The 25,387-nt window shown below is 66.2% G+C and carries 26 protein-coding genes; 11 read left to right on the top strand and 15 right to left on the bottom strand.

Annotated elements, in window-relative coordinates; genetic code table 11:
* The first annotated feature begins 22 nt into the window (after positions 1-22).
* On the top strand, positions 23-958 hold the full coding sequence (locus CFB35_RS10325) for an SPFH domain-containing protein (RefSeq protein WP_059573709.1): 936 nt from the start codon (positions 23-25) through the stop codon (positions 956-958).
* Positions 959-1,111: 153 nt separating this feature from the next.
* On the opposite strand, the gene smpB is transcribed toward CFB35_RS10325, so the two are convergent.
* Positions 1,112-1,558: an SsrA-binding protein SmpB gene (gene smpB / locus CFB35_RS10320; RefSeq protein ID WP_006478511.1), complete on the bottom strand. Its 447-nt coding sequence runs from the start codon at positions 1,556-1,558 to the stop codon at positions 1,112-1,114.
* A gap of 99 nt (positions 1,559-1,657) precedes the next feature.
* On the opposite strand from smpB, the gene CFB35_RS10315 reads away from it, so the two are divergent.
* Together CFB35_RS10315 and CFB35_RS10310 are read left to right on the top strand one after the other, a co-directional pair.
* Entirely contained in the window at positions 1,658-2,095 is a 438-nt protein-coding gene (locus CFB35_RS10315) for a type II toxin-antitoxin system RatA family toxin (RefSeq protein ID WP_006483809.1), read from the top strand.
* Positions 2,096-2,099: 4 nt separating this feature from the next.
* A complete protein-coding gene (locus CFB35_RS10310; RefSeq protein ID WP_050012887.1) occupies positions 2,100-2,423 on the top strand; it encodes an RnfH family protein in 324 nt (107 codons plus the stop codon).
* A gap of 42 nt (positions 2,424-2,465) precedes the next feature.
* On the opposite strand, the gene CFB35_RS10305 is transcribed toward CFB35_RS10310, so the two are convergent.
* The 3 genes from CFB35_RS10305 to CFB35_RS10295 all read right to left on the bottom strand — a co-directional run bounded on the left by CFB35_RS10305 (position 2,466) and on the right by CFB35_RS10295 (position 5,491).
* Positions 2,466-3,431 (bottom strand): DMT family transporter, encoded by a 966-nt coding sequence (locus CFB35_RS10305; protein WP_059573710.1) that lies wholly within the window; start codon positions 3,429-3,431, stop codon positions 2,466-2,468.
* Between the two features lie 121 nt (positions 3,432-3,552).
* Entirely contained in the window at positions 3,553-4,239 is a 687-nt protein-coding gene (locus CFB35_RS10300; protein WP_059573731.1) for a glutaminyl-peptide cyclotransferase, read from the bottom strand.
* 31 nt (positions 4,240-4,270) lie between these two features.
* Complete coding sequence (locus CFB35_RS10295) at positions 4,271-5,491, bottom strand: helix-turn-helix domain-containing protein (protein ID WP_089464908.1); 1,221 nt, start codon at positions 5,489-5,491, stop codon at positions 4,271-4,273.
* Between the two features lie 113 nt (positions 5,492-5,604).
* Between CFB35_RS10295 and CFB35_RS10290 the strand changes: the two genes are divergently transcribed.
* From CFB35_RS10290 to guaA, 5 genes are all read left to right on the top strand, one after another.
* Positions 5,605-6,369 (top strand): DUF899 domain-containing protein, encoded by a 765-nt coding sequence (locus tag CFB35_RS10290; RefSeq protein ID WP_059573712.1) that lies wholly within the window; start codon positions 5,605-5,607, stop codon positions 6,367-6,369.
* Between the two features lie 28 nt (positions 6,370-6,397).
* The gene (locus CFB35_RS10285) at positions 6,398-7,207 is read left to right on the top strand and encodes a DUF2182 domain-containing protein (RefSeq protein WP_089464907.1); all 810 of its coding nucleotides are present in this window, start codon (positions 6,398-6,400) and stop codon (positions 7,205-7,207) included.
* A 282-nt stretch (positions 7,208-7,489) separates the two neighbouring features.
* Positions 7,490-8,950, top strand: a complete 1,461-nt coding sequence (gene guaB, locus CFB35_RS10280) for an IMP dehydrogenase (protein WP_034207642.1) — start codon at positions 7,490-7,492, stop codon at positions 8,948-8,950.
* 6 nt (positions 8,951-8,956) lie between these two features.
* The gene (locus tag CFB35_RS10275) at positions 8,957-9,565 is read left to right on the top strand and encodes a hypothetical protein (RefSeq protein ID WP_089464906.1); all 609 of its coding nucleotides are present in this window, start codon (positions 8,957-8,959) and stop codon (positions 9,563-9,565) included.
* Between the two features lie 107 nt (positions 9,566-9,672).
* On the top strand, positions 9,673-11,292 hold the full coding sequence (gene guaA, locus CFB35_RS10270) for a glutamine-hydrolyzing GMP synthase (RefSeq protein ID WP_059573715.1): 1,620 nt from the start codon (positions 9,673-9,675) through the stop codon (positions 11,290-11,292).
* A gap of 213 nt (positions 11,293-11,505) precedes the next feature.
* On the opposite strand, the gene CFB35_RS10265 is transcribed toward guaA, so the two are convergent.
* The gene (locus tag CFB35_RS10265) at positions 11,506-12,279 is read right to left on the bottom strand and encodes a hypothetical protein (RefSeq protein ID WP_089464905.1); all 774 of its coding nucleotides are present in this window, start codon (positions 12,277-12,279) and stop codon (positions 11,506-11,508) included.
* A 2-nt stretch (positions 12,280-12,281) separates the two neighbouring features.
* Entirely contained in the window at positions 12,282-12,902 is a 621-nt protein-coding gene (locus tag CFB35_RS10260) for a hypothetical protein (RefSeq protein ID WP_218828248.1), read from the bottom strand.
* 305 nt (positions 12,903-13,207) lie between these two features.
* On the opposite strand from CFB35_RS10260, the gene CFB35_RS10255 reads away from it, so the two are divergent.
* Positions 13,208-15,814: an AAA family ATPase gene (locus CFB35_RS10255; protein WP_089464903.1), complete on the top strand. Its 2,607-nt coding sequence runs from the start codon at positions 13,208-13,210 to the stop codon at positions 15,812-15,814.
* Between the two features lie 337 nt (positions 15,815-16,151).
* On the opposite strand, the gene CFB35_RS10250 is transcribed toward CFB35_RS10255, so the two are convergent.
* Entirely contained in the window at positions 16,152-16,769 is a 618-nt protein-coding gene (locus tag CFB35_RS10250) for a PolC-type DNA polymerase III (protein ID WP_059645438.1), read from the bottom strand.
* A gap of 147 nt (positions 16,770-16,916) precedes the next feature.
* On the opposite strand from CFB35_RS10250, the gene CFB35_RS10245 reads away from it, so the two are divergent.
* Positions 16,917-17,507: a 2'-5' RNA ligase family protein gene (locus CFB35_RS10245; RefSeq protein ID WP_089464902.1), complete on the top strand. Its 591-nt coding sequence runs from the start codon at positions 16,917-16,919 to the stop codon at positions 17,505-17,507.
* Positions 17,508-17,510: 3 nt separating this feature from the next.
* On the opposite strand, the gene CFB35_RS10240 is transcribed toward CFB35_RS10245, so the two are convergent.
* The 8 genes from CFB35_RS10240 to CFB35_RS10205 all read right to left on the bottom strand — a co-directional run bounded on the left by CFB35_RS10240 (position 17,511) and on the right by CFB35_RS10205 (position 23,757).
* Entirely contained in the window at positions 17,511-17,960 is a 450-nt protein-coding gene (locus CFB35_RS10240) for an acetyltransferase (RefSeq protein ID WP_089464901.1), read from the bottom strand.
* A 90-nt stretch (positions 17,961-18,050) separates the two neighbouring features.
* Complete coding sequence (locus CFB35_RS10235) at positions 18,051-18,539, bottom strand: NUDIX hydrolase (protein WP_089464900.1); 489 nt, start codon at positions 18,537-18,539, stop codon at positions 18,051-18,053.
* 49 nt (positions 18,540-18,588) lie between these two features.
* On the bottom strand, positions 18,589-19,533 hold the full coding sequence (locus CFB35_RS10230; RefSeq protein ID WP_143328711.1) for an NAD(P)-dependent oxidoreductase: 945 nt from the start codon (positions 19,531-19,533) through the stop codon (positions 18,589-18,591).
* A 36-nt stretch (positions 19,534-19,569) separates the two neighbouring features.
* Positions 19,570-19,857, bottom strand: a complete 288-nt coding sequence (locus CFB35_RS10225; protein ID WP_059573720.1) for a gamma-butyrobetaine hydroxylase-like domain-containing protein — start codon at positions 19,855-19,857, stop codon at positions 19,570-19,572.
* Entirely contained in the window at positions 19,854-20,858 is a 1,005-nt protein-coding gene (locus CFB35_RS10220) for a HEAT repeat domain-containing protein (RefSeq protein WP_059573721.1), read from the bottom strand. Before CFB35_RS10220 ends, CFB35_RS10225 begins: the two co-directional genes overlap by 4 nt.
* A 135-nt stretch (positions 20,859-20,993) precedes the next feature.
* On the bottom strand, positions 20,994-21,239 hold the full coding sequence (locus tag CFB35_RS10215) for a ferredoxin family protein (RefSeq protein ID WP_006490846.1): 246 nt from the start codon (positions 21,237-21,239) through the stop codon (positions 20,994-20,996).
* 11 nt (positions 21,240-21,250) lie between these two features.
* Positions 21,251-22,990 carry a fumarate reductase/succinate dehydrogenase flavoprotein subunit gene (locus CFB35_RS10210; protein ID WP_059573722.1) on the bottom strand — a complete coding sequence of 580 codons (1,740 nt, stop codon included), beginning with the start codon at positions 22,988-22,990 and terminating at the stop codon, positions 21,251-21,253.
* Entirely contained in the window at positions 22,987-23,757 is a 771-nt protein-coding gene (locus CFB35_RS10205) for a GntR family transcriptional regulator (protein WP_059573723.1), read from the bottom strand. Before CFB35_RS10205 ends, CFB35_RS10210 begins: the two co-directional genes overlap by 4 nt.
* A 319-nt stretch (positions 23,758-24,076) precedes the next feature.
* On the opposite strand from CFB35_RS10205, the gene CFB35_RS10200 reads away from it, so the two are divergent.
* The gene (locus CFB35_RS10200; RefSeq protein ID WP_059573732.1) at positions 24,077-25,303 is read left to right on the top strand and encodes an MFS transporter; all 1,227 of its coding nucleotides are present in this window, start codon (positions 24,077-24,079) and stop codon (positions 25,301-25,303) included.
* Positions 25,304-25,387 lie beyond the last annotated feature (84 nt).

The raw sequence follows: 25,387 nt of genomic DNA, 5'->3' as shown, positions 1-25,387 counted from the left end.
TACAACAAGGAGGGAATATTTCATGGATTCGCTGATCATCTGGGTTGTCCTGCTCGTCATCGCGATCGTGATCGTGTCGAAGACGGTGAAGATCGTGCCGCAGCAGCATGCATGGGTGCTCGAGCGCTTCGGGCGCTACCACGCGACGCTGTCGCCCGGTCTCAATATCGTGCTGCCGTTCGTCGATCGGATCGCGTACCGGCACGTACTGAAGGAAATTCCGCTCGACGTGCCGAGCCAGGTCTGTATCACGCGCGACAACACGCAGTTGCAGGTGGACGGCGTGCTGTACTTCCAGGTGACCGATCCGATGAAGGCGTCGTACGGGTCGAGCAACTTCGTGCTGGCGATCACGCAGCTCGCGCAAACCACGCTGCGCTCGGTGGTCGGCAAGCTCGAACTCGACAAGACGTTCGAGGAACGCGATTTCATCAACCACAACATCGTGTCGGCGCTCGATCAGGCCGCGGCGAACTGGGGCGTGAAGGTGCTGCGCTACGAGATCAAGGACCTGACGCCGCCGAAGGAAATCCTGCATGCGATGCAGGCGCAGATCACCGCCGAGCGCGAAAAGCGCGCGCTGATCGCCGCCTCCGAAGGCCGCAAGCAGGAACAGATCAACCTCGCGTCGGGTGCGCGCGAAGCGGCGATCCAGAAGTCCGAAGGCGAGCGGCAGGCCGCGATCAACCAGGCGCAGGGCGAAGCCGCCGCGATTCTGGCGGTGGCCGAGGCGAACGCGCAGGCGATCCAGAAGATCGCGAGCGCGATCCAGTCGCAAGGCGGGATGGATGCCGTGAACCTGAAGGTCGCCGAGCAATATGTCGGCGCGTTCGCGAATCTCGCGAAGCAGGGCAACACGCTGATCGTGCCGTCGAACCTGTCGGATCTCGGCACCGCGATCTCGTCGGCGCTGACGATCGTCAAGAGCGCGGGCGCCGCGTCGGGCGCGAAGGGTTGAGCCCCATCTCGACGCGCGCGCGGCTGCCGCGTGCGCGTCGTCGTGCGGCGAATCGTCGCGCAGCCGCGCGACCGGCCGGTGCGATTCACCACGTCCAAAGCGACACGGCCCGCTTCGAGCGGGCCGTGTCGTTTGCGATGAATGGCGTGGGCGTCAGGTGCCGGCGCGCATGATGCGCGCCTTCTCGCGTTCCCAGTCGCGCTTCTTTTCGGTTTCGCGCTTGTCGTGCAGCTTCTTGCCTTTCGCGAGTGCGATGTCGCACTTCACGCGGCCGCCCTTGTAGTGGAAGTTCAGCGGCACGAGCGTGTAGCCGCGCTGCTCGACCTTGCCGATCAGTTTCTTGATTTCCTCGCGGTGCAGCAGCAGCTTGCGCGTGCGAACCGGGTCGGGCTTGATGTGCGTCGAAGCCTCGGGCAGCGGACTGATATGGGTCCCGATCAGAAAGATCTCGGCGTTCTTCACCACGACGTAGCCTTCCTTGATCTGGCCGCGTCCGGCGCGCAGCGCCTTGACTTCCCAGCCCTCCAGCACGAGCCCCGCTTCGTAGCGTTCCTCGATGTGATAATCGAAGTGCGCTTTCCTGTTGTCGATGATGCTCATGAAAGGATTGGGCCAACTCGTTTAAAATCACGATTTTAGCAAAGCGGGGCGGCAATTGCCCGGCTTGGCGTTTCCACTTTCAGCGATGCCGCGCGATTTATGGCAGATGTCCAGAAAACCGTATTGATTCGCCATTCGGCGGAACAGATGTTCGACCTCGTCACCGACGTGGCCGACTACCCCAATTTCCTGCCCTGGTGCGGCGGTGTCGAGATTCGCCGTCAGGACGAGAGCGGAATGGAAGCGCGCATCGACATCAACTTCAAGGGCATCAAGCAGCATTTCGCGACGCGCAACACGCAGCAGCGCCCGACCCGCATCGACATGGAGTTCGCGGACGGGCCGTTCAAGAAGTTCACGGGTTCGTGGCGCTTCATTCCGCTGCGCGCCGATGCGTGCAAGATCGAATTCGCGCTGCACTACGAATTTTCGAGCATCCTGCTCGAAAAGATCATCGGGCCGGTGTTCAGCCACATCGCGAACACGTTCGTCGATTCGTTCGTGAAGCGCGCGGACCAGCGGTACGGAAAGGGGTGACGCGATGCTGTCGATCGAAGTCTGCTACGCATTGCCGGACCGCCAGACGCTGATTCCGCTGTCGCTGCCCGAAGGGGCGACCGTGCGCTCGGCCATCGACGCGAGCGGCGTGCTCGCGCTGCACCCGGAGATCGATCTCGCGCACGCGAAGACGGGCGTCTACGGCAAGCTCGCGCCGCTCGATGCGCCGCTCGTCGATCACGACCGCGTCGAGATCTATCGTCCGCTGATCGTCGATCCGAAGCTCGCACGCCAGCGGCGTGTCGACAAATCGCGCCGCGACGGCTCGATCGAGGGCCGCAAGTGGATGCACAAGGACGCGCGCTGACGCGCTTTTCGTTCCGATTGATCTGATCAAGCGCCGCGGCGCTCAGTGGGCCGCGGCGTTTGCGTTTGCGGGCGCGCCGCCCGGCGTGTCGCCGTGCCGTCGCACCGAGCCGTATACGCCCGCGAGCAGCAGCACGAGCGCGGCGATCTCGAGTGCGCGCGGCATCCGCTGGTCGTACACGAACGCATACAGCATCGCGAACACGGTTTCGAACACGATCAACTGGCCCGACAGCGTGAGCGGCAGCCGCTTCGACGCGGCATTCCACAGTCCGTTACCGAGCCACGACGCACCGATCGCAAGCACGAGGTTCAGCAGCCAGAACAATTGCCAGCGCGAGGCGGGGACGGCCGCCTGTACCGTCCCGGCGGGCAGCGCGAGGATCGCCAGCCAGCAGAGCCCGCCGATCAGGCCCGTCACGACACCCCACAGCACCGACCATTCGTTGCCGCCGAAGCGGTGATGGCGCTGCAGGTAGCGTGTGTTTGCCACCGCATACCAGGTCCAGCTCGCGAGCGCGCCCGCCGCGCAGGCGATACCCGCAAGCTTCTGGGCGAGCGTCGTCGCGTGCGCGGCTTCGGACGTAAACAGATCGACGTTGATGCACACGATGCCCGCGATCACAAGCGCGAGCGGGGCGGCGAGCCGCCGCAGCGGCATTGCGCCGTGGTCGCCGAGGCCCGCGAGCGTGACGGTCACCGGCAGCACGCCGACGATCAGCGAACTGGGCGCGATGCCGATCAGGTGCACGGCGCCGGACAGCAGCATGTAGTACGCGACGTTGCCGATGACGGCGAGCCTCACCAGTGCGACGAGATCCGCGCGGGTCAGCCGATCGAGCAGCGAGCGGGCGGCCGGCAGCGCGGCCGCGAGCGACACGAGGCCGTACATCGTGTAGCGGCCGGCGCTCAGCAGCAGCGGCGAGAAATCGGTCAGCAGCCGCGGAACCAGAAACACCATGCCCCACAGGGCGCCTGCCAGGACACCGTACACCACGCCGCGCTGCATCGACCGCTCCGAACGAATGACTGAGGTGCGCGCATCTTAGCGATGCCGGCGCGGCGGCGTCTTGTTCATTCCTGCACTCGCGGCCGGGTGCGGCCGTCACGCGGCTTCGGCGGGCGGCGAATCATTCGTCCGCCGAATCGGGGGTTGGCCGCGTGCCGTCGCCGGCAGCATCCGTGCGCGTCGGGCGGCGCACGGCACGCAGCTTGCCGCTGTTGCCGCCGCCGCAGTAGAAGCGGTCGCGGCCATCGGATTCGAGGCCCGACACGCCGACGCCGGGCGGCATGTCGACCTGCTCGAGCACTTCGCCCGTGCGCGGATCGATGCGCCGCAGGTCGCTGCGGTCGGCTTCCCACGTGCCGTGCCACAGCTCGCCGTCGACCCACGTCACGCCGGTGACGAAGCGGTTCGACTCGATCGTGCGCAGCACGGCGCCCGATTGCGGATCCACCTGATGAATCTTGCGCTCGCGGTACTGGCCGACCCACAGCGTGCCTTCCGCCCACGCGAGCCCCGAATCGGCGCCGCCGCCGGGCGCCGGAATCGTCGCGAGCACGCGGCCCGATTCGGGGTCGATCTTCTCGATGCGGTCCTCGACGATCTGGAACAGGTGGCGGCCGTCGAACGCCGTGCCCGCGTGCGCGGCGACGTCGAGCGAGCGGACGATCGTGCCGCGCTCGGGGTCGAGCGCATTCAGCTTGTCGCCGGACGCGTACCACACGTGCCGCCCGTCGAACGTGACGCCGTGCACGCCGTCGACGCCCGGAAACGGGCCGTACTCGTGAAGGATGTCTGCGGTGGAGCGCTTCATGTTCGTCACCTCGTCGTTCGATGAGGCCATCCTAATCGCCCGGCAGCGCAAGCGGGAGTAACAAGGTCGTCGCGAATCCGGGCAGCGGCGGCGTGAGCCAGCGGCGCGCGCGTCCGCGGCCGAGTGCCTGCACCTTGCCGGTTTGCGCGAGCGCATCGAGCGCGCGCTGCACGGTGCGCTGGCTCGCGCCGAGCGCGAGCGCCAGCGCGGAGCTCGACCACGCTTCGCCGTCGGCGAGGAGCGCGAGTACGGCCGCATGGCGATCGTCGACCGGCCGCGCGAGGACGACGGTTTCGCGCACGCCGAGCGGTTCGAGCGCGAAGCCGCGCGGCGTCGCGACGACGTTCGCGAGCGGGCGCAGCACCGCGCGCAGCCGGCCGATCTCGACACGCAGCCGCGCGCGGTGCGATTCGTCGGCCTGTTTCGCGCGGAACGCGGCGGCGACGAGCGCATTTCTCGACACGTCGGCTGGCCAGGCCTCGCCAAGTGCACGGACGAGCACGAACAACACCGGGCGTCGCGCGAGCGACACGGTCGTGCGCGCATCGCGCACCGTGTGGCGGCACGCGTCGACGACGAGCGCATTCGACTCGAACAGCGTCTCGACTTCGTCGAGCGGCACGAGCCGCGACGTGCCGCGCGCGATGAGCCGCGCGGCCGGTGCGTCGAGCACGCGCGCCGCGGTGTCGACCTCGGCCGCCAGCGCGGCGATGCCGGCGGCGCGGGCGGCTGTCCGTGCGCGGTCGAGCGCCGCGCGGGCCGCGTGCGTGCGGATGCGGCGCATCGCGATGCCGGCCGCGATCAATTCATGGGCGGCGCGCGACGCGGGCGGCAGCGGCGCGGGGTCGAGATGCGCGAGCAGCCGCTCGGCCTCGTCGAGATGGCCGATCAGCAGCAAGCGGCGGACGCCGAGATAGCGGCCATGCGCGGCGTTCGCGCGGTCGCCATGCGCGTCGAGCGTCGCGCAGGCCGCGTCGAGCGCGCGCGTCGGCCAGCGCAGGTCGCGCGACGCGAGCGCGATTTCCGCTTCCGCGACGACGCAGCGCGCCCGTGCGACCGCTTCCTTCGCGCCGAATGCGCGTGCGGCGCCGCGCACGAGCGACCGTGCACGTTCGAAATCGCCGAGCTGCGCCAGCGCGATCCCGCGCAGCGCGAGTGCCGGCGCATCGTCGCGCAGCGCGACGCGGTTCAGCGCGCCGAGCGCGTCACCGGCCGCGAGCGCGTGCGCGGCCGCCGTGATCAGCGAATCCATTCGAATCCCGACACACTTGTCACTCCCTTCGGTCCGATGCCCGCCACTAATCTAGCACCACGCACACGGCCCGTACGCCGTGCCCGGACACCCATCGGAAGGAGGACCCCACCATGACGACCCATCTCACCGGCACCCGCGACGAATGGCTGGCCGCGCGCCGCGCGCTGCTCGACGCGGAAAAGGCGCTGACGCGGCACAGCGACGAACTCGCGCGGCAGCGCCAGGCGCTGCCGTGGGTGCGCGTCGACAAGACCTACCGGTTCGACACCGAAGCAGGGCAGGCGACGCTCGACGACCTGTTTGGCGGCCGTTCGCAACTGCTCGTCTATCACTTCATGTTCGGCCCCGACTACAAGGCGGGCTGCCCGTCGTGCTCCGCGCTCGCCGACGGCTTCGACGGCTTTGCCGTGCATCTGGCGCATCACGACGTGACGCTCGCGGCCGTGTCGCGCGCGCCGCTCGCGAAACTGCTCGCGTACCGGCAGCGGATGGGGTGGACGTTCCCGTGGGCGTCGTCGGTCGGCAGCGATTTCAACTTCGATTTCAACGTGTCGTTCACCGAAGCGCAGCAGCGCGCGGGCGACGTCGAATACAACTATGCGAAGGCCGGCCATGCGATGGACATGGATCCGCCGCCGGCGCCCGTCGTGCAGTTCGCGGCCACGTGCGGCACCGATCCGGTCACGTATGCGCTCGATCGGCCGGGAATGAGCGCGTTCGTGCGCGAGGACGGCGCCGTCTATCACACGTATTCGACCTACGCGCGCGGCCTCGACGGATTGTGGGGGATGTATCAGTGGCTCGATCGCGCGCCGCGCGGACGCAACGAGGCCGGCCCGTGGTGGCGCCGTCACGACGAATACGCGCGTGGCTGAGCGGGCCGGCCACGGGCGGGAGCGCGCGATGACGCGAACGGCAACCGGCGAGGCGGCCCCCGATCCGCGGGCATTCGGCGTGGCGGCCACCGCCGTGTTCGCGCTCGCCGCGATGGCGACGTTGGCGCAGCACGCGTCGATGGGTGCGATGGGCGGCGAACCGATGCCCGGCGGCTGGATGGCTTCGGCCGTATGGCTGCGGCCGTGCGGCCAGGGCGCCGGCCGCGCATTCGCGGCCTTCGCCGGAATGTGGGGCGCGATGACGGTGACGATGATGCTGCCGGTGCTCGCGCCGCAGCTCTGGCATTACCGGCGGCGCATCGGCCCACGGGCGGCGGCGCGGTCGGCCTGGCTCGTCGTCGTCGCGGGGGCGGGATATTTCTCGGTCTGGATGGTGCTCGGGGCGCTCGTGTTGCCGGCCGGCGCTGCGCTGACGGCGGCCGCTGCCCGTCTGCCGGCGCTCGCCGGGGCGATGCCGTTCGTGGCCGGCGCCGTCGTGCTGGCCGCGGGCGCGTTGCAATTTTCCGGGTGGAAGGCGCGGCGGCTCGCGTGCTGCCGGCACCCGACGGCGCACGACGTGCATCGGCCACGGGCAGCAGCCGTCACGGCATGGCGGTACGGCGTGCACGCCGCGATCCGATGCGGCGCGTGTTGCGGGAATCTGATGGCGGTCGCGCTGGTGGCCGGCATGATGGACCTGCGCGTGATGGCCGCCGTGACGGTCGCGATCGCCGCCGAACGCGTTGCGCCTGCCGGCTGGCGCGTCGCGTGGATCGTCGGTTGCGGGACGGTGGCGGGCGGCATCGCGATGACCGCCCGTGCGGCCGGTCTGGCGTGAGGTCGGGCAGGCAAGCCGCTTCGGCGCGCGGGTCGCCGGGCCGTGCGCGGCCGCCGCCGTCGCGCCCGTGTCGCCTCGCCGCGACACGCGCACGTGCCGTCCGGCCGCCGGCGGCGCGAATGGCTCGACGCAGCGGTGAAACGAAAGTCGATCGAAAACGAACCGAACGGCGATCCGAACGATTCGGCCCCCGAACCGCCGAAACCGGCTAAGCCGTTGTTCGTGTTGTGAAAAATCACGGCGCTTCGCGTATAATTCGCTTTTGCGCCCATAGGATTTGCCATGCGTCTGATCCAAAAAGCACTCACTTTCGATGACGTGCTCCTCGTTCCCGCCTTCTCCGACGTTCTCCCGCGCGACACCAGCCTCAAGACCAAGCTGACCCGCAACATCTCCCTGAACATGCCGCTCGTGTCCGCCGCGATGGACACGGTCACCGAAGGTCGCCTCGCGATCGCGATGGCGCAGCAGGGGGGCGTCGGTATCGTCCACAAGAACCTCACGCCGGCCGAGCAGGCCCGCGAAGTCGCGAAGGTCAAGCGTTTCGAGTCGGGCGTCGTCCGCGACCCGATCACGGTGCCGCCGCAAATGAAGGTGCGCGACGTGATCGCGCTGTCGCGCCAGCATGGCATCTCGGGCTTCCCGGTCGTCGAAGGCCCGCAGCTCGTCGGCATCGTCACGAACCGCGACCTGCGTTTCGAAACGCGCCTCGACGAGCCGGTCAAGTCGATCATGACGCCGCGCGAGCGCCTCGTCACGGTCAAGGAAGGCACGCCGCTCGCCGAAGCGAAGGCGCTGATGCACAGCCACCGCCTCGAGCGCGTGCTGGTCGTCAACGACGCGTTCGAGCTGCGCGGCCTGATGACCGTCAAGGACATCACGAAGCAGACCGAGCACCCGGACGCGTGCAAGGACGAACACGGCAAGCTGCGCGCAGGCGCGGCGGTCGGCGTCGGCCCGGACAACGAAGAGCGTGTCGAACTGCTGGTGCAGGCCGGCGTCGACGTGATCGTCGTCGATACCGCGCACGGCCACAGCAAGGGCGTGCTCGAGCGCGTGCGCTGGGTCAAGCAGAACTTCCCGCACGTCGAGGTGATCGGCGGCAACATCGCGACGGCCGCCGCCGCGAAGGCGCTCGTCGAATACGGCGCGGACGCGGTCAAGGTCGGTATCGGCCCGGGCTCGATCTGCACGACGCGGATCGTCGCGGGCGTCGGCGTGCCGCAGATCAGCGCGATCGCGAACGTCGCGGAGGCGCTGAAGGGCACCGGCGTGCCGTGCATCGCCGACGGCGGCGTGCGCTTCTCGGGCGACGTGTCGAAGGCGCTCGCGGCCGGCGCGAACGCGGTGATGATGGGCAGCATGTTCGCGGGCACCGAAGAGGCGCCGGGCGACGTGTTCCTGTACCAGGGCCGCCAGTACAAGTCGTACCGCGGCATGGGTTCGGTCGGTGCGATGAAGGACGGCGCGGCTGACCGCTACTTCCAGGACAACTCGGCGAACATCGACAAGCTCGTGCCGGAAGGCATCGAAGGCCGCGTCGCGTACAAGGGTTCGGTCAACGCGATCCTGTTCCAGCTGGTCGGCGGCGTGCGCGCGAGCATGGGCTACTGCGGCTGCCGCACGATCGACGAGCTGCACGAGAAGGCGGAATTCGTCCAGATCACCGCGGCGGGCATGCGCGAGTCGCACGTGCACGACGTGCAGATCACGAAGGAAGCACCGAACTACCACGTGGACTGATCGCCGATGAAACCGCTGCTGCGAGCCGTGCTGATCGTCGATGCCGTACTGCTGCTGGCGTTCGGCGCGCTGTTCGTGCTGACGCCCTGGCAGGCGCTGTTCAATGCGCTGCAACTGGCGAACATCCAGCCCGCGATGCTCGGCCAGGCGTTCGGCATCGCGCTGCTCGGGCTCGCGTGGCTCGCGTTTCATGCGGCGTTCAACGGCGATCTCACGGCGCCCGTCGCGCGCCCGGTCGGCCACGTGTACTGGCTGACCGGCGTGCTGACGGTCGTGTGGTCGATCGGCACCGGCAGCGGGCCGGCGCTCGCGGCCGCCGGCCGGGTGCTGTCGGCCGTGGCCGGCGTCGCGCTGATCGTGCTCGGCCTCGGCGGCGTGCGGCTCGCATCGGCCGTGCGCCGGCGCGAAAGGGCCGACAAGGCGCAGGCGCTCGAGGGCCGCGATGCGAAGCGTCCGGTCGAACCGGCGCCGGCCTCCGTGGCGCAGCCGCGAGTCGAGCCGGTCGTCAGCCGTCCGGTGGCGCCTGCGGCGCCGGCCGCGGCTACCCCGTCGGCCGCATCCGACCGTGCGTCAGGCAGCGTCGCGTTCGACGCGCGCCCGCCGTCGCAGGATTGACCGGCGATGCGTCGCGCGAGCCGCCTGCCGCCCGACGCCGCTGTCCATGTTTTTGACGCAGCGCTCGATGCGCTGCTTTTCTTATTCTCTTCATCCCGTCCGCAGCCATGCACGACAAAATCCTGATTCTCGACTTCGGTTCGCAAGTCACCCAACTGATCGCGCGCCGCGTGCGCGAAGCGCACGTCTACTGCGAAATTCACCCGAACGACGTGTCCGACGACTTCGTCCGCGAGTTCGCGCCGAAGGCGGTGATCCTGTCGGGCAGCCACGCGAGCACGTATGAAGACCACCAGCTGCGTGCGCCGCAGGCCGTGTGGGATCTCGGCGTGCCGGTGCTCGGCATCTGCTACGGGATGCAGACGATGGCCGTGCAGCTCGGCGGCAAGGTCGAGTGGAGCGATCATCGCGAATTCGGTTACGCGGAAATGCGTGCGCACGGCCATACGCGCCTGCTCGACGGCATCGAGGATTTCACGACGGCCGAAGGCCACGGGATGCTGAAGGTCTGGATGAGCCACGGCGACAAGGTGGCCGAGTTGCCGCCGGGCTTCGCGCTGATGGCGTCGACGCCGAGCTGCCCGATCGCCGGCATGGCCGACGAGGCGCGCGGCTACTACGCGGTGCAGTTCCACCCGGAAGTCACGCACACGGTGAAGGGCCGGCAGATCATCGAACGCTTCGTGCTGCAGATCGCCGGCGCGAAGCCCGACTGGATCATGAAGAACCACATCGAGGAAGCCGTCGCGAAGATCCGCGAGCAGGTCGGTGACGAGGAAGTGATTCTCGGCCTGTCGGGCGGCGTCGATTCGAGCGTCGCGGCCGCGCTGATCCATCGTGCGATCGGCGATCAACTGACGTGCGTGTTCGTCGACCACGGCCTGCTGCGCCTGAACGAGGGCAAGATGGTGCTCGACATGTTCGAGGGCCGCCTGCATGCGAAGGTCGTGCACGTCGACGCGTCCGACCAGTTCCTCGGCCATCTGGCCGGCGTGACCGATCCGGAAGCGAAGCGCAAGATCATCGGCCGCGAGTTCGTCGAGGTGTTCCAGGCGGAAGCGAAGAAGCTGTCGAAGGCGAAGTGGCTCGCGCAGGGCACGATCTACCCGGACGTGGTCGAATCGGGCGGCACGAAGACGAAGAAGGCGACGACGATCAAGAGCCACCACAACGTCGGCGGCCTGCCGGAAACGCTCGGCCTGAAGCTGCTCGAACCGCTGCGCGACCTGTTCAAGGACGAAGTGCGCGAGCTGGGCGTCGCGCTCGGCCTGCCGCCGGAGATGGTGTACCGCCATCCGTTCCCGGGCCCGGGCCTCGGCGTGCGGATTCTCGGCGAAGTGAAGCGCGAGTACGCGGATCTGCTGCGCCGCGCGGACGCGATCTTCATCGAGGAACTGCGCGGCACGGTCGCGACCGCGCAGGATGCGGCGGCCGGCCTGTGCGGCGACGCCGACGTCGGCAAGAGCTGGTACGACCTGACGAGCCAGGCGTTCGCGGTGTTCCTGCCGGTGAAGTCGGTCGGCGTGATGGGCGATGGGCGGACGTATGACTATGTGACGTCGTTGCGGGCCGTGCAGACGACCGACTTCATGACCGCGCATTGGGCGCATCTGCCGTATGCGCTGCTCGGCCGCGCGTCGAACCGGATCATCAATGAGGTGCGCGGGATCAATCGCGTGGTGTATGACATCTCGGGGAAGCCACCGGCGACGATTGAGTGGGAATGATCCCGCGTCCGGCATAAGCCGGCACCAAAGAGCACGAAATCACCTCTAAGCCCGCGTAACTGCGGGCTTTTTTCATTCTCGGCTTGGCACTGGCTGGCAAGGTTTTGCATCGCCAAGCATCCCGTTTCTGTGGCATGGTTAGGCAAAAACCGAGTTGGCGCACAGACGCGACCGACGGCGCCAAGCGCATAAACAATACGGGCTGGATTCGGCTCAGACATAACCTTCCGCCACTGCATCGACTTCACGCTCATAGCGCTTAGTTGCGGCGTTCTTTGCCTCATTGAGGTGACTAAGGTCTGCCAGTAGTGCGCCGCTGATCTCTGGGGAGGACAGTGCGATGATGCTGATAATGGCAAGGCCGAAATCGAGGCAAGCGCAGAGGCCGCGGATCGTCTCGATGTGGGTTGCTCCGTAAAGACTGGTATGACTGACTGAGACAAAGTCGGCGTCCTGGTCCTCTATAGACACGTGGCCGAAAACGCCTTTGATGTTTGGATGCGCTCCGTAGTCAATTGCCCCTTCGTAGATAAGAGCGGCAAGCGCATGAATATCGGGAGCACGATGCTTCAATAGTCCGATTGCCTTCTCGAAAGTAAATGCTTTGCGGCAGGCCTTTTTATCAGCCTCGCCTTGATGTCGGCGGGTCCAAATCTCCTGTAAATCAGGCTTATGCGTCATTAAGCTTGCATATGCAGCAGATTCGAGTGCAGTGCGCAGCAGTGGGAAAACGGCGGCGCAATGGCCGCTCAAGGCCATGCGGGAACCGGCTAGGAAAAGCTGGTACGCGTTCATGCAGAGCACGAGCGGGACAGCGGGGGGCTGATACTGACGCCAAAGCCCTTCACGAAAATAGGTGTCGTACTCCCGAAGTGCCGCAACTAGTGGCTCTTTAGATGTTAGTAATTCGGCCGTTGTTTCATCGGCAGCAGCCAGATAGGAGTCAATCCCGCCTTCAATCACAATGCGCACACCATCGTTGGCCATCGTTAGTTGGCTCCTTGAACGGCGCGGATGAACTCCTCGCGTGTCAAATGGCACAGGGCGTATTGACCTCTTTTTAGCGGAGTGCCACCCGTTATGCGCCGTGTTAGAGCATCGCCTGCGAGAAAGAAAATTCGATCCTGGCACTCGAAGAAGACGTGGGCGGTCGCACGCTTCCATTTCTCGATGAACTGTTTGCTACGACCGAACCATTGCATGACCGCAAAGCGCCGGCCGTCGATATCGACAGGTCGAGATTGCCAATCCATCGATGCGGCGAAACTCCAGCCCGTGAAACTAGAAGAACTGTCATGGACATGCACCAGCCAAAACATGCGATGGTCTCGCCGGTAGAAGGTCTCTCGTGCAGCACGCTCATCTTCCGATATCGGAGAATATTGCAGCTCCAGCACGGTCGCGTGCGGCGTGCCAGCGCCGCACAGCACATCGGCCCTGTGGCGCTCACCTGTCATGGGGTCGATTAGGCCGATCTCGCGGCAGTCCTCGGGGAAAGCCTCTTTCCAGCCGAGGTGCCAAGGGCCTTCCGGCTCGCTCCAAGAGTCACAATCTCCCGCCTTGTGTCGCCAGTGCTTTACGTTCTCGACGGGAATGACGGAAGTGAGCATGCCCCCACAATCGCGGCATGTCGTGCTTTCGCCTTTAGTAATGGGCGGGCGTTTCTCTCCATTAATCCACGCATACAGCATTCAGCCCCCTTAAATTGCCTTCACTTTTAGAATATCAATCGTGAATGGTATAGCACGGGGGAAGGGTGGCCCTACACATCGCTCAAGGCGCGAAGCGCAAGAGGTTTTTGATTGCCCAATCCAAATGGGCGGCCCTGCATGTGTAATCGGTCGCCTCTCAGCTAGAATCTGCGGACTAGTGCCTGGTGCTGGTACTTGGGGAGCTTAGATTTGGGGGAGGGGGTATGACGACTGAAGCCGAGGCGCTGGCTAGCATTCTTGCGTGGTCTTCTGAAAGTCCGGGCTGGCAACGGGACGCGCTGCGCCGACTCGCGACCCAGGCTGCTTTAGAGGCAGTCGAGATCGACGAGTTGGTTGCCATCTGCAAGGGCGATAGCCCGGCGGTCCCGCTGGAAGCCGAGCACCTTCGTGGCGCGAACCGTGAGCAGGGGGAAGTCTATCTGCGGCAGGTGCATGGAGTTCGGCATGTCAACGCCCTTGCGCCGGACCAGCGGTTGACACTCCATCGAGTCGGCTTGACGATCATTTATGGCGATAACGGATCGGGAAAATCCGGCTACGCGCGGATTCTCAAGAAGGTTTGCCGCGCCCGTATGCCTGGACGAGCCGAGGAAATCTCGCCGGATATCTATGACCCAGCCCCAGGCACGCCGAGCGCCACGATTGAATATGCGATCGGCGGTCAGAACCACACTTGTGCTTGGCAGCTTGGACAAGCCGCCGACACGGCGCTTTCAGGCATCAGCGTTTTCGATTCCCGCACTGCGAACGTCCACGTCGACGATACGAACGACGTAGCTTACACGCCATTTCCGCTCAAACTGCTTGGTGCGCTGGCGCAGCTCTGCAAGTCGGTCAAGGACAAGCTGGAAGCCGAGATCGCGCAGATAAAGGCGCAAACGCCCGAAGCGATCAGAACACCGGCATGCAGCAAGGACACAGCGGTCGGCAAGCTCATGGCCGGACTTTCCGCCAACACTGCGCCGGCGACAGTCGAAGCATTGACCACGCTCACGCAAGCAGAGCAAGACCGATTGGCTCAGCTTACGGCGGACCTAGCTGGTGATCCTGCTCGCGCGGCTCGCCAGCTTGCAACGTTAAAGGCCAAGGTTGATGGCCATATTGCACGCCTGGATCGGTTGTTTGTTTCAATCGGCGACGAGACTGTCAATAACCTGCGCCGCCATGCCATTGATAGCGATGCGGCACGCCGGGCAGCAGAAGCTGCCTCCAGTGCGCTTTTCCGTGACGAACCGCTGCCGCAGATCGGGTCGGAGGTTTGGCAGGCACTATGGACTAGTGCCCGAGCATTCTCGGACGCTGAAGCCTACCCCGACCGGCGCTTCCCGGTCACAGATCCCGGCAGTGTGTGCGTGCTTTGCCAGCAAGAGTTGACGCCCGTCGCTGCTGACCGTCTCAATCGCTTCGAGGCTTTTGTGCGCGACGACAGCCAGCAACGTGCCGAGGCTGCACGCCTCGCATACGACAGGGCACTGGCAACGTTCAAGGGGGAGGCTATTTCGTTGGCCGAGCTTGCGAACATTTTGGCGACCGTCCGCGACGAACTGCGTCTGGATGCCTTGGCGCTGGAGATTAGGGGCGCGACCTTGCGCGCGCTGTGGCGTCATCGCCAGATCAGGCGACGCCACGCAAATCCAAGCGCCACCATTGATGTGCCCTTTACGGAGTATCCGCGTCAAGCGCTGGTCGATCAAGCCGCGGGCATTGAGTCTAGGGCGAACGCCCTTGCCGCAGAGGCTGGCTCTCCCGCTCGTGCCGCCTTGCTCGCCGAAAAGGCCGAACTGGCGGATCGGCAATGGCTTGGTGGCATCAGAGCCGATGTTCTCGCCGAAATCGAACGCCTTAAGCAAGTCGTAAGGCTTGATACGGCCAAACGAGACACCACCACCAATCGCACGACTACCAAGAGCACGGAGATCGCACAGGCTCTGGTTACGGATGCACTTCGTGCGCAGTTCGCTCGCGAGGTGGCAAGCTTCGAGATTGCCGGCCTGGCCGTGGAGCTTCGCCAGCAAAATAGCGTTCAGGGCATTCCCCGATTCAAGGTCGCACTTACGCGGAAGCCCACGGCTGCGGTGGGACAGGTCTTGAGCGAAGGGGAGCATCGCTGCGTTGCCTTGGCCGCGTTCATGGCCGAACTTGCTACCACCGAAAACAAGTCCGGCATCGTCTTTGACGATCCCGTTTCCTCGCTCGACCACATGCATCGGGAGGCCGTAGCGAAACGCCTGATTGCTGAGGCCGCCCATCGTCAGGTCATCGTCTTCACGCATGACCTTGCGTTCCTGTTCGAGTTGAATCGCGCGGCTGACGATGTGCAGCCTAAGCCGCCCGTTGCGATTAGCTCCATCAGTCGGGGGGCTGACAAGGCAGGCTTCTGCCGCAGCGAGCCGCCATTCAAAGCGCGTCGGGTCAGTGATATCACCACAAGTCTGAGCAATCAGCTTGCGGGTGAACGTTACCATTTCGAGCAAGGCAATCACGACGAGTGGCGCAAGTCCGTCAAATCCATCGCCGCAACGTTGCGCGATACCTGGGAGATCGCGGTTGAAGAAGCAGTCGGACATGTCATCCGGCGACTGTCCAACGAGGTGAAGACGCCTGGCTTGGTGAAGCTGACCGCGATCACGGTTCCCGACTGCGAGGCAATGCGCGACGGATTTGGTCGCTGTTCCGAGCTGCTGCACAGCGCTGCCGCTGCGTTGAACCGTCCTCTGCCGAGACCGGAAGCACTGATGGCAGAGATCGATGCGTTGGCGGCTTGGGCGGACAGCCTTCGGCAGCGTCAGAGCGCTGCGAGGTTGCCATGAACCCTTGGCGTCCCTCGATTGCTATGAAGTTGAACATGGTATTGTTCATGGCACTGATGAAAGGTGGTTTCGTATCGTATTGATCCGTAAGCAATCTTTATTGTTGTTTATGATTGAGTGGGAGTGAGCATTTCGGCTAAATCGGCGTTCGATTCCGCTTGTGTCGTGGCGCATCGCTTGATGTCGCGATAGTTCGCAAGCGGATGACCGATTCGGTTGGCTTGCTGCCCCGGCTCACGCAGGGGCAAGAAGCGGCCTGGCAATGGATTGCCAGGCCGTTTTGCGTTAACGCATGAAGTCGGCGAGCGTGGCGTTTTCCGTTCCGGGGCCGGATACGTCACACATGCGCCCGCCCGAGCGACCGCAGATACATCGGCACTTTCGCCTTGGTCGTCGCCTGAACCCGTGACATCAGCGCATGATCGATGCGATCCAGCCCATAAGTCCGCGAAATGTCCTGCTGCAACCGGCACCACAGATGGCCGGCCATCTCCGCATCGACCATCGCGCGGTGCGCACGGCCCGATTGCGGCAGCCGCAGCATCTCGGCCAGGCTCGACAGGCGGTGACTGCGCGCGTCCGGGTAGATCCGTCGCGCCACCAGCATCGTGCACGCAAATGCATGGTCGGCCGACATGCCGAGCATCCCGAGTTCCGACTGCCAGAAGCGCTTGTCGAAACCGGCGTTGTGGGCCACGACCGCATGCTGGCCGACGAACGCCGCCGCTTCCTTCATGACTTCGGAAGCCGGGGGCGCCGCCGCGATCATGTCGTTCGTGATGCCCGTGAGCGCGACGACGTCGGACGGGATGCGTCGGCCTGCATTCATCAAACTCTGGAAACGGTCGACGACCTGCCCGTCGCGCAGCAGGATGACGGCAATTTCGGTTGCACGGTCGCCCAGATTCGGCGACAGCCCGGTTGTTTCGAAGTCCAGTACCGCGACGGTTTGCATGGTTGAATTCGGGTGCTTCATTAGAGGATGTCGAGTGTGGCCGAGAGGGTAGCATCTTCGGGCGCGCGAACGGCGGGTTCGTCGAGCGGGCAGGCTGTCGATTGACGATAATGAAAATCTCGCTCCAGGCCAGTCGGACATGCTGCCGTGACTCAACTGACGCTACCCGGATTCGATGCGCCGCCGCCGGTTCCCGTGCACCGCTTCTTTTTCGCCGTGATGCCGGATCCGGCCACGGCGGTGCGCATTGCCGGCATGGCCAACAGCTTGCGACTGGAGAAGGACAGTCCAGTGGGCCCCGAGCGTCTGCACATCACGCTCGGCTCTCTAGGCGACTTCGCTTACGTGCCGGACGCTACGCTTGCGCGGGCCCGCGCGGTCGCGGACCGCATGGATGGGCCGTCTTTCTCCGTGAAGTTCGACAGGATCATCAGCTTCAACGGGCGGCCCGGTCGTCAGCCGCTCGTGCTGATGGGGCGGGCCGGTCTGGGACACTTGATCGACTTTCGACGGCAGTTGCGACGTGCGCTGAAACAAGAGGCGGGGCTGAGCATTCTTCCTGCAGGTTTCACCCCGCACGTGACGCTGCTGTATGGCGCGCCAAGGCCCGATGAGTATCGGATCGAGCCGATTACCTGGACCGTCTTCGACTTCGTCCTGATCGATAGCTGGCTCGGCAAGTCGCACTACGACGTGTTGGGGCGCTGGCCGCTGACGACCGGCAGCCCGTCGGGATGATTTTCAGTCTCGACCGCACCCGCGATAACGAAGGTGAATCAGCGGATAAGGCCGCCCCTGTCCATCCAGCTCCGATCGCCCGCAGCGCTCGAATCCGAGCCGTTCATAGAATCGTGCCGCCGCTTCGTTCTGTTCGTTGACGTCGGTCGACAGGTCGGGATGGCGCTTGATCGCCTCTTCGACGAGCAGCCGCCCGACCCCCGCGCGATGGTGGGCGGGATCGACGAACAGCGCTTCCATGTGGCTGCCGTCGAGCAGCATGAAGCCGATCGGGCGATCGGTTTCGTCGACGGCCAGATCGAGCGGTGCGCCCGGCAGGAACGCGACGACTTCGGATTCGATCGCGCGACGATCGTCTTCGCTCAGGAAGTGATGCGTGGCATCGACGGCTTGGCGCCAGATGTCCAGTACGCGTGTGCCGTCGGCCTCGGTGGATTGTCGAATTTTGATCATGGTTTGATATGGGATGACTTGGCGCTCGCCGGGGGCCGCCTCGGTGACGGAGCGAACGCGTCGCGGTAATGCACAAGCGACAGCGAAGTGTCACGCGGATGGCAGTCGCGCGTGCTCCAGCACCGCCGCCCGCTTGATCGCCCGTCGCGCGACATCGCGCACACCCGCGCTCATCGGCAAATCGTCGCGGTCGAGTTCGTCGAGGCCGAACCAGCGCGCGTCGAGCGCGTCGTCGCCGGCGGCTGGCGTGCCGCGCAGCCATCTGCACAGCACCGCGACCATGATGAAATGCTGGCGCACGGCGCCGTGCGCATCGTAATCGAACGCGTCCAGCGCGGTAAAGGCGTCGAGCGCCTCCACGTCGATCGTCGTTTCTTCCGCGATCTCGCGCACGACCGCCTCGGCAAGCGGCTCTCCCGGCTCGATCTTGCCGCCGGGGAAGCCCCAGCAGCCGGCATCGGGCGGGTTCGCGCGGCGCACGAGCAGCACGTCGCGCTCGCGCAGCACGATGCCGATCACGGCGGGAACGGGGCGCAAGGGTGCAGCGTTGCCGGTTGCGGACGTGCCGGTTGCGGACATGGTTGTGCCTACCTGCCGCTGCGAACGAATAGGTGAGTGTGCACGCCGCTCATGGCATGTCCCCGGTACGCCGTTCGATCGCACGAATCACGGCGACCATATCGGCCGCGCCATGTCCGGCCTGTTCGGTTTCGCCGTAAAGCGCATGGCAGATGTCGAGCAGCGGCGACGCGATGCCGATGCCGCGCGCGGACTCGGCGACGAGGCACGCGTTTTTCAGCACGTCGCTGATCGCGGCCTGCACCGAGAAATCTTCCGTGACGAACTTGCCGAGCTTCACGCGCGACACGTCGCTCGCCATCGGGCCGGCATTCAGCACGTCGGCGAAGCGCGCGAGGTCGATGCCGTGACGTTGCGCGAAGTGCGTGGCTTCGGCGAGACCAGTAACCATCGTGATCAGGAACAGGTTGACGGCGAGCTTCATCGTCAGCGCCGCCGGCACGTCGCCGCACACGAAGCTGTCGCGGCACAGCGGCTTCACGAGCGTGCGGATGGCATCGACATCGTTCGGCGCGCCGGCCAGCATCACGACGAGCTGACCGGCTTCGGCCGGCTTGCGCGAGCCCGATACCGGCGCCTCGACGTAGCGGCCTGATGCGGCGGCGATGTCGTCGGCGAGCGCGCGAGAATACTCGGGCGCATTCGTGCCCATGTTGACGATCGTGTGTCCACCGACCCGCGCGGCAAAAGCACGTGTGCCGCGGGCGAGAGCGGCATCGATGGCCGCGTCGTTCGCGAGCATCAGGATCACGGTGCGGCAGGACGCGAATACGTCGTCGATGCCGTCGGCCACCCGTGCGCCGGCGTCGCGCAGTGCATCGTCGCTGCGGTGCGAACGACTCCACACGACGAGCGGCGTGCCGGCGCGCGCGAGATTGAGCGCCATCGGCGTGCCCATCACGCCGAGGCCGATGAATCCGACTGCGGTTTGCATGATGCTGCTCCCACGGTGGGTGATGCGATCGTGGGCGTCAGTATCGCAGCGTTTGCGCATGCCTGCCATCCGGCCCGCGCGACCGCGGCAGCCGGGTCATCGCCGCGACGCGATCTCCGCCAGGTACGGCCACGGATAGATGCCGCGTGCATGGCCGTCGCCGAACAGGAAGCGCACGCCGTAGCCGAGCGCTTCCACGCCGTCCAACGTCAGGCTGGCCCGCGCGTCGATATGGCCGCCATCGAAGCGGATTCTCCGGCATTGCGCACACGGGCAATCGCCGCGCAACCGCGCATAGCCGATGCGTTGCGTGACGCCGCCGGGCCAGTGCAACGTCAGTGCATGCGCGGGGTGATCGAGTGCAATTTCGGTCGGCGCGATCATCGCGACGCCTCGTCGATCTGTCCGATCGCGATCCGTGCGGCCTTGCGTACTTCGGGGTCGCGATCGTCGAGTGCGCCGTGCAGCGCGGGCAGCGTCTCCCGGTCGCGCAATTCGCCGAGCGCGAGTGCGGCTTCCTTGCGCAGATTGCTGATCGCATGCGAGAGCAGCGCGACGACGGCCGATGCCGCGGCCGCATCGCGCAATTGGCCGAGCGCGCGGACGGCGCGCACGCGCACTTGCCAGTAATCGTCGTCGAGCGCGGCGACGAGCGGGTCGCGCGCAACGGCGGCGCGCAGCTTGCCGAGCGTGGCAGCGGCTTCCTCGCGTACCTGCCATGCGGCGTCGCGCAGCGCGGCGAGCAATGCGGTGACGACGGCCGCATCGCTCGCCGAAGCAAATCCGATTGCGCCGACCGCGGCGCGGCGCACGTCCACATCGGTGTCCGTGGTCGCGACGCGCGCGAGCGGCGGCAGCGCGCGGCCGTCCTTGAGCCAGCCGAGCACGACGACCGCCTCGGCGCGGACGTCCGCATCGCTTGCATCGAGCGCGCGCAGGGCCGGCGCGAACGCATCGGGGTCGCGCAACTCGCGCAAGCCGCGCAGCACGGCGGCGCGCACGAACGGCTCGGGCCGGTCGGCCCAGCGGCACAGCACGGTGCCCGATGCCGCGCTCTTCAGTTCGGACAGGCTTTGCGCGGCGGTCGCGCGCACGCCGTCGTCCGGATCGAGCAGCGCGTGGCACAGCGCGTCGACGACATCGGGCTGCTCCCACGCGTCGAGCACGCGCGCAGCCTCGCGGCGCACATCGGCCGACGCATCGTCGCGCAGCGCCGCGACGAACGACGGCACGAGTTCGGGCGCTTCGAGGTCGGCGAGTTCGAGCAGCGCGATGCGGCGCACCGATGCATCGGCTGCGGCGAGGCGCGCGACGAGCACGGCGTGATCGGCGTGATCGCCGGCCGGCACGCCCGGCAGCGGAAAAGCGGAGGAAGAAGCGGTCATGGATAAAGTCGGTGCGGTGAACGGGCCGGCATGCGTACTGATGCGACGTTCGCGCAATAGCGCGAGACAGCGGCGCTCGATGTCGACGGAGGCCGGCTCGGTCGTGCCGTCGCCGGTGCGGGGCCGCGCGCCGTGTCAGCGCAGCAGGTAAGGGATGTCGACCTTGACCGCGCCGGTCGGGCAATCGCGTTCGCACGGCATGCAGTACCAGCATTCGTCGAACTGCATGTAGGCCTTGCCCTTGGTGACGTCGATCGCGAGCAGGTCGAGCGGGCATACGTCGACGCACACGGTGCAGCCCTTGTCGGCGATGCACAGCGACTCGTCGATCGTCACGGGCGCGCTGCTGCGCTGGAAGATGTCGTGCGGGGTATGCGGCATGGCAAGGCTCCTCAAAGGGCGGCCGCGAGCGCGGCCGGTTCGCGGATGCGCAATTGCGCGTAGGCGCCGCGTTCGTCGTCGGCAAGCGGCACGACGTACGGCTCGACCGGCCGCTTCTCGCTGCGCATCGCGCCTGCGGCATCCTTGCGCAGCCAGGTGTGGCAGAACCATTCGGCATCGTTGCGATGCGGAAAATCGACGCGATGGTGGTACAGGCCCCAGCGGCTTTCGGTGCGGAACAACGACGCGCGCGCGGCCATTTCCGCGCAGTCGCGGATCGCGCGCACTTCGGCGGCGCGCATCAGCTCGTGCGGATGGTTCGCTTTGATCTCTTCGAGATCCTCGGTAATGGCGTCAAAGCGTTGCAGCCCGATTTCCATCTTGCGCGTCACCTTCGGCGGTTGCAGGTAGTCGTTCACCATGCGGCGCAGCTTGTACTCGACCTGCGCCGGCGCGAGGCCGCGTTCGCGCAGCAGCGGTGCGAGCACGCGGGTGCGCTCGGCGTCGACCTGTTCGTCGTCCACCGGCGCATGGTCGCGGCCGGCCACGTAATCGGCCGCGTTCTGCCCGGCGAACCAGCCGTACGTAAACGCCCCGAGCATGTAGTTGTGCGGGACGGCCGCCATGTCGCCCGCTGCGTAAAGCCCCGGCACGGTCGTCTCCGCGCGTGCATTCACGTACACGCCGGATGCGCTGTGGCCGCTGCAGAAGCCGATTTCGGAGATGTGCATCTCGACCATCTGGCGGCGGTAGTCGGTGCCGCGCCCCGCATGGAAGCGGCCGCGGCTCGGCCGTTCGTTCGTATGCAGGATCTGTTCGATGGTTTGGATCGTTTCTTCCGCGAGATGGTCGAGCTTCAGGAATACCGGGCCGTTGCCGCTTTGCAGTTCCTGGTAGAACTCCCACATCATCTGGCCGCTCCAGTAGTCGCATTCGATGAAGCGTTCGCCCTTGCCGTTCGCGGTGAATCCGCCAAGGGGCCCCGTCACGTACGCGCACGCCGGGCCGTTGTAGTCCTTGATCAGCGGATTGATCTGGAAGCATTCGAGATTCGCGAGCGCCGCGCCCGCGTGATAGGCCATCGCGTAGCCGTCGCCCGCGTTGGTCGGGTTCTCGTACGTGCCCATCAGGTAGCCCGACGCCGGCAGGCCCAGGCGGCCGGCCGCGCCGCAGCAGAGGATCACGGCCTTCGCGCGGATCACGTGGAACTCGGCGGTGCGGCAGTCGAAGCCGAGCACGCCGCTCGCGCGGCCCTGCGCGTCGGTCAGCACGCGCGTCGCGACGATCCGGTTCGTGATCGCGATGCGCGCGCGCTTCAGTTGCCGGTACAGCACCTTCTTGATGTCGTGTCCTTCCGGCATCGGCAGCACGTACGAGCCCATGTGATGGACCTTCTTCACCGCGTAGTCGCCGGTGCCGTCCTTCTCGAACTTCACGCCCCAGCGGTCGAGCTGCTCGATCGTCGTGAAGCTGTGCGCCGCGTACGCGTACACGGCCGCTTGATCGACGATCCCGTCGTTGGCGATCGTGATCTCGCGCGTGTACTGCTCGGGCGTCGCATGGCCGGGAATCACCGCGTTGTTCAGGCCGTCCATCCCCATCGAGATCGCGCCGCTGCGTTTGACGTTGGCCTTCTCGAGCAGCAGCACGCGCAGCGACGGATCGCGCTCCTTCGCCTTGATGGCCGCCATCGGCCCGGCCGTGCCGCCGCCGACCACGACGATGTCGTATTCGTGCACATGGGTGTTCATCGTGGGTTCCTTGCAGGTTTGCGCGCCTTCTGCCGGTCGACGCGCAACCGGTACTGGAAGGCGTCGCCGCGGAAGTACAGGTGTTCGTAGTCGATCGGCGCCCCCGACGCGTCGTGCGTGAGGCGCTCGATGCGCAGCACGGGGCTGCTTTCCTCGACGTGCAGTGCGTCGACGATGTCGTCGTCGGCGAGGATCGCGTCGATCGACACGTCGGCGTGGCCGAGCGGGATGCCGCAGTCGTTCTCCAGGATCAGGAAGATGTCGCGGGTCGCGAGATCGGCACCCGCGAGCCGCTTGCCGAGCGCCTCCGGCACCCAGGTCTGTTCGAGCGACACGGGTTCGCGGTTCAGCAGCCGCACGCGATGGATCTCGACGAGCGGCGCGCCTTCCGGCACGTTCAGCTTCGTCGCGAGATGGCGATCGGCCTTCACGGTGCGCAGGCTGCGCAACTGGTTGACGATCTCGTAGCCCATCGACGACATCGCCTCGGCGAACCCTTGCAGCGACGTCACGTTCTGGAAGGCCTTCGGCTTCGACACGAACGTGCCCTTGCCGTGCAGCTTGAACAGCAGGCCTTCCTTCTGCAGGTCGCCGAGCGCCTGGCGCACCGTGATGCGGCTGACGTCGAACATCGCGCAGAGTTCGTGCTCGGACGGCATCCGGCTGTGCGGCGCATAGGTGCCGTCGAGAATGCGCGCGCGCAGCGTGTCCTTGATCTGCACGTAGAGCGGGGCCGCTGACAGCGGCACGACGTTGGGTGGGGGCATCGGTCAACTTGTTATGACAAGATGAGGCGAGTGTAGCCAGCGCAAGGGCGCGCCCCAACCAAGCATTTCTGATTTCGATTTCCCGTGGCGGAAAAAGGGGGCGGCGGCAGGCGGCGGCGCGAGCGGGTGAACCGACCCTTGCGAGCCGAGCGGGATCGCCGACAATAAAAGGCGTGGCCCGATGCGCGCCGCATGTCGATTCCCGGATGCGTCGCCCGTCGTATCGATATCGACCGGGCAGTGCGCCGCGCCATGCGGCCGGCACCCCGGTTTTCCGCGAATGGCGCAACGAACGAGGAGAGACCCCATGACACGCCACATGCCGGATTCCCGATACCGCTGGGTCATTGTCGCCGCGGGCGGCCTGATGGGGTGCGTCGCGATCGGCGCGATGTTTTCGTTGCCGGTGTTCCTGCGGTCCATCGCGCACGATACGGGCTGGTCGATGACCGGCATTTCCGCGGCGATGACGCTCGGCTTCATCGCGATGGCGTTTGCGAGCATGGCGTGGGGCAGCCTGTCGGACCGCGTCGGCACGCGGCCCGTCGTCATCGCGGGGGCCGTGCTGTTGTCGGCCAGCCTGGCGCTCGCGAGCCGCGCGCCATCGCTGCTGGTGTTCCAGCTCACCTTCGGGCTGGCCGTCGGCAGCGCGACGGCCGCGATATTCGCACCGATGATGGCGTGCGTGACCGGCTGGTTCGACACGCACCGCAGCCTTGCGGTGTCGCTCGTGTCGGCCGGCATGGGAATGGCGCCGATGACGATGGCGCCGCTGGCCGCGTGGCTCGTGTCGGTGCGAGACTGGCGCACGTCGATGCTGCTGATCGCCGTGCTGGCGGCCGTCGTGATGATTCCGGTGTCGCTGCTGGTGCGCCGGGCGCCCGCGCTCGAGCACGCGCCCGCGCAGGCGGCGGCCGAGTCGGCGCCTGCCGGCGCGCCGGCCCCGACGATGTCGGTCGCGGATGCGCTGCGCTCGCCGCAGTTCATGGTGCTAGTGCTGACCAACTTCTTCTGTTGCGCGACGCATTCGGGCCCGATCTTCCATACGGTCAGCTATGCGGTGACCTGCGGGATTCCGCTGATCGTCGCCGTGTCGATCTACAGCGTCGAAGGGCTGGCCGGCATGGGCGGCCGGATCGCGTTCGGGATACTCGGCGACCGCCTCGGCGCCAAGCGCATGCTGGTCGCCGGACTGCTCGCGCAGGCGTTCGGCGCGCTCGGCTACTACTTCGTGCGCACGCTCGACGGCTTCTACGCGGTCGCGACGCTGTTCGGCTTCATCTATGCGGGCGTGATGCCGCTGTATTCGGTGCTCGCGCGCGAGAATTTCCCGCTGCGCATGATGGGCACGGTGATCGGCGGCTGCGCGATGGCCGGCAGCCTCGGGATGGCCGCGGGCCCGGTGGCCGGCGGGCTGATCGTCGATGCGCTCGGCAGCTACGGCTGGCTGTACCTCGGCTCGTTCGCGATCGGGATCGGCGCGTTCCTGATCGCGACGCTGTTCCGCCCGTTCGCGAAAGCGCGACAGGAAACGGTGGCTGCGTAATCGGGCGGGGAGTGGGGCGCCTCGCGTTTTCGCCGGGCGCGCTGTGGCCACCTTCCTGGCGCGGATAAAAAATGGCTCGGACAT

Origin of the sequence: Burkholderia sp. AU16482 (assembly GCF_002223285.1) — a bacterium.
Lineage (GTDB): Bacteria > Pseudomonadota > Gammaproteobacteria > Burkholderiales > Burkholderiaceae > Burkholderia > Burkholderia semiarida.
This window is presented reverse-complemented; position numbering and strand designations above follow the sequence as displayed.

Excerpts from the sequence above, each read along its gene's own strand:
- CFB35_RS10275 (WP_089464906.1), top strand. The coding sequence starts at position 8,957 with ATGAAACCGCTGCTGCGAGCCGTGCTGATCGTCGATGCCGTACTGCTG.
- CFB35_RS10235 (WP_089464900.1), bottom strand. The coding sequence starts at position 18,539 with ATGTCCGCAACCGGCACGTCCGCAACCGGCAACGCTGCACCCTTGCGC.
- CFB35_RS10250 (WP_059645438.1), bottom strand. The coding sequence starts at position 16,769 with ATGCAAACCGTCGCGGTACTGGACTTCGAAACAACCGGGCTGTCGCCG.
- CFB35_RS10305 (WP_059573710.1), bottom strand. The coding sequence starts at position 3,431 with ATGCAGCGCGGCGTGGTGTACGGTGTCCTGGCAGGCGCCCTGTGGGGC.
- CFB35_RS10265 (WP_089464905.1), bottom strand. The coding sequence starts at position 12,279 with ATGGCCAACGATGGTGTGCGCATTGTGATTGAAGGCGGGATTGACTCC.
- CFB35_RS10225 (WP_059573720.1), bottom strand. The coding sequence starts at position 19,857 with ATGATCGCGCCGACCGAAATTGCACTCGATCACCCCGCGCATGCACTG.
- CFB35_RS10230 (WP_143328711.1), bottom strand. The coding sequence starts at position 19,533 with ATGCGCAAACGCTGCGATACTGACGCCCACGATCGCATCACCCACCGT.
- CFB35_RS10240 (WP_089464901.1), bottom strand. The coding sequence starts at position 17,960 with ATGATCAAAATTCGACAATCCACCGAGGCCGACGGCACACGCGTACTG.
- guaB (WP_034207642.1), top strand. The coding sequence starts at position 7,490 with ATGCGTCTGATCCAAAAAGCACTCACTTTCGATGACGTGCTCCTCGTT.
- CFB35_RS10215 (WP_006490846.1), bottom strand. The coding sequence starts at position 21,239 with ATGCCGCATACCCCGCACGACATCTTCCAGCGCAGCAGCGCGCCCGTG.
- CFB35_RS10295 (WP_089464908.1), bottom strand. The coding sequence starts at position 5,491 with ATGGATTCGCTGATCACGGCGGCCGCGCACGCGCTCGCGGCCGGTGAC.
- CFB35_RS10300 (WP_059573731.1), bottom strand. The coding sequence starts at position 4,239 with ATGAAGCGCTCCACCGCAGACATCCTTCACGAGTACGGCCCGTTTCCG.
- CFB35_RS10310 (WP_050012887.1), top strand. The coding sequence starts at position 2,100 with ATGCTGTCGATCGAAGTCTGCTACGCATTGCCGGACCGCCAGACGCTG.
- CFB35_RS10315 (WP_006483809.1), top strand. The coding sequence starts at position 1,658 with ATGGCAGATGTCCAGAAAACCGTATTGATTCGCCATTCGGCGGAACAG.
- CFB35_RS10285 (WP_089464907.1), top strand. The coding sequence starts at position 6,398 with ATGACGCGAACGGCAACCGGCGAGGCGGCCCCCGATCCGCGGGCATTC.
- smpB (WP_006478511.1), bottom strand. The coding sequence starts at position 1,558 with ATGAGCATCATCGACAACAGGAAAGCGCACTTCGATTATCACATCGAG.
- CFB35_RS10260 (WP_218828248.1), bottom strand. The coding sequence starts at position 12,902 with ATGCTCACTTCCGTCATTCCCGTCGAGAACGTAAAGCACTGGCGACAC.
- CFB35_RS10220 (WP_059573721.1), bottom strand. The coding sequence starts at position 20,858 with ATGACCGCTTCTTCCTCCGCTTTTCCGCTGCCGGGCGTGCCGGCCGGC.
- CFB35_RS10210 (WP_059573722.1), bottom strand. The coding sequence starts at position 22,990 with ATGAACACCCATGTGCACGAATACGACATCGTCGTGGTCGGCGGCGGC.
- CFB35_RS10200 (WP_059573732.1), top strand. The coding sequence starts at position 24,077 with ATGCCGGATTCCCGATACCGCTGGGTCATTGTCGCCGCGGGCGGCCTG.
- CFB35_RS10255 (WP_089464903.1), top strand. The coding sequence starts at position 13,208 with ATGACGACTGAAGCCGAGGCGCTGGCTAGCATTCTTGCGTGGTCTTCT.
- guaA (WP_059573715.1), top strand. The coding sequence starts at position 9,673 with ATGCACGACAAAATCCTGATTCTCGACTTCGGTTCGCAAGTCACCCAA.
- CFB35_RS10290 (WP_059573712.1), top strand. The coding sequence starts at position 5,605 with ATGACGACCCATCTCACCGGCACCCGCGACGAATGGCTGGCCGCGCGC.
- CFB35_RS10205 (WP_059573723.1), bottom strand. The coding sequence starts at position 23,757 with ATGCCCCCACCCAACGTCGTGCCGCTGTCAGCGGCCCCGCTCTACGTG.
- CFB35_RS10325 (WP_059573709.1), top strand. The coding sequence starts at position 23 with ATGGATTCGCTGATCATCTGGGTTGTCCTGCTCGTCATCGCGATCGTG.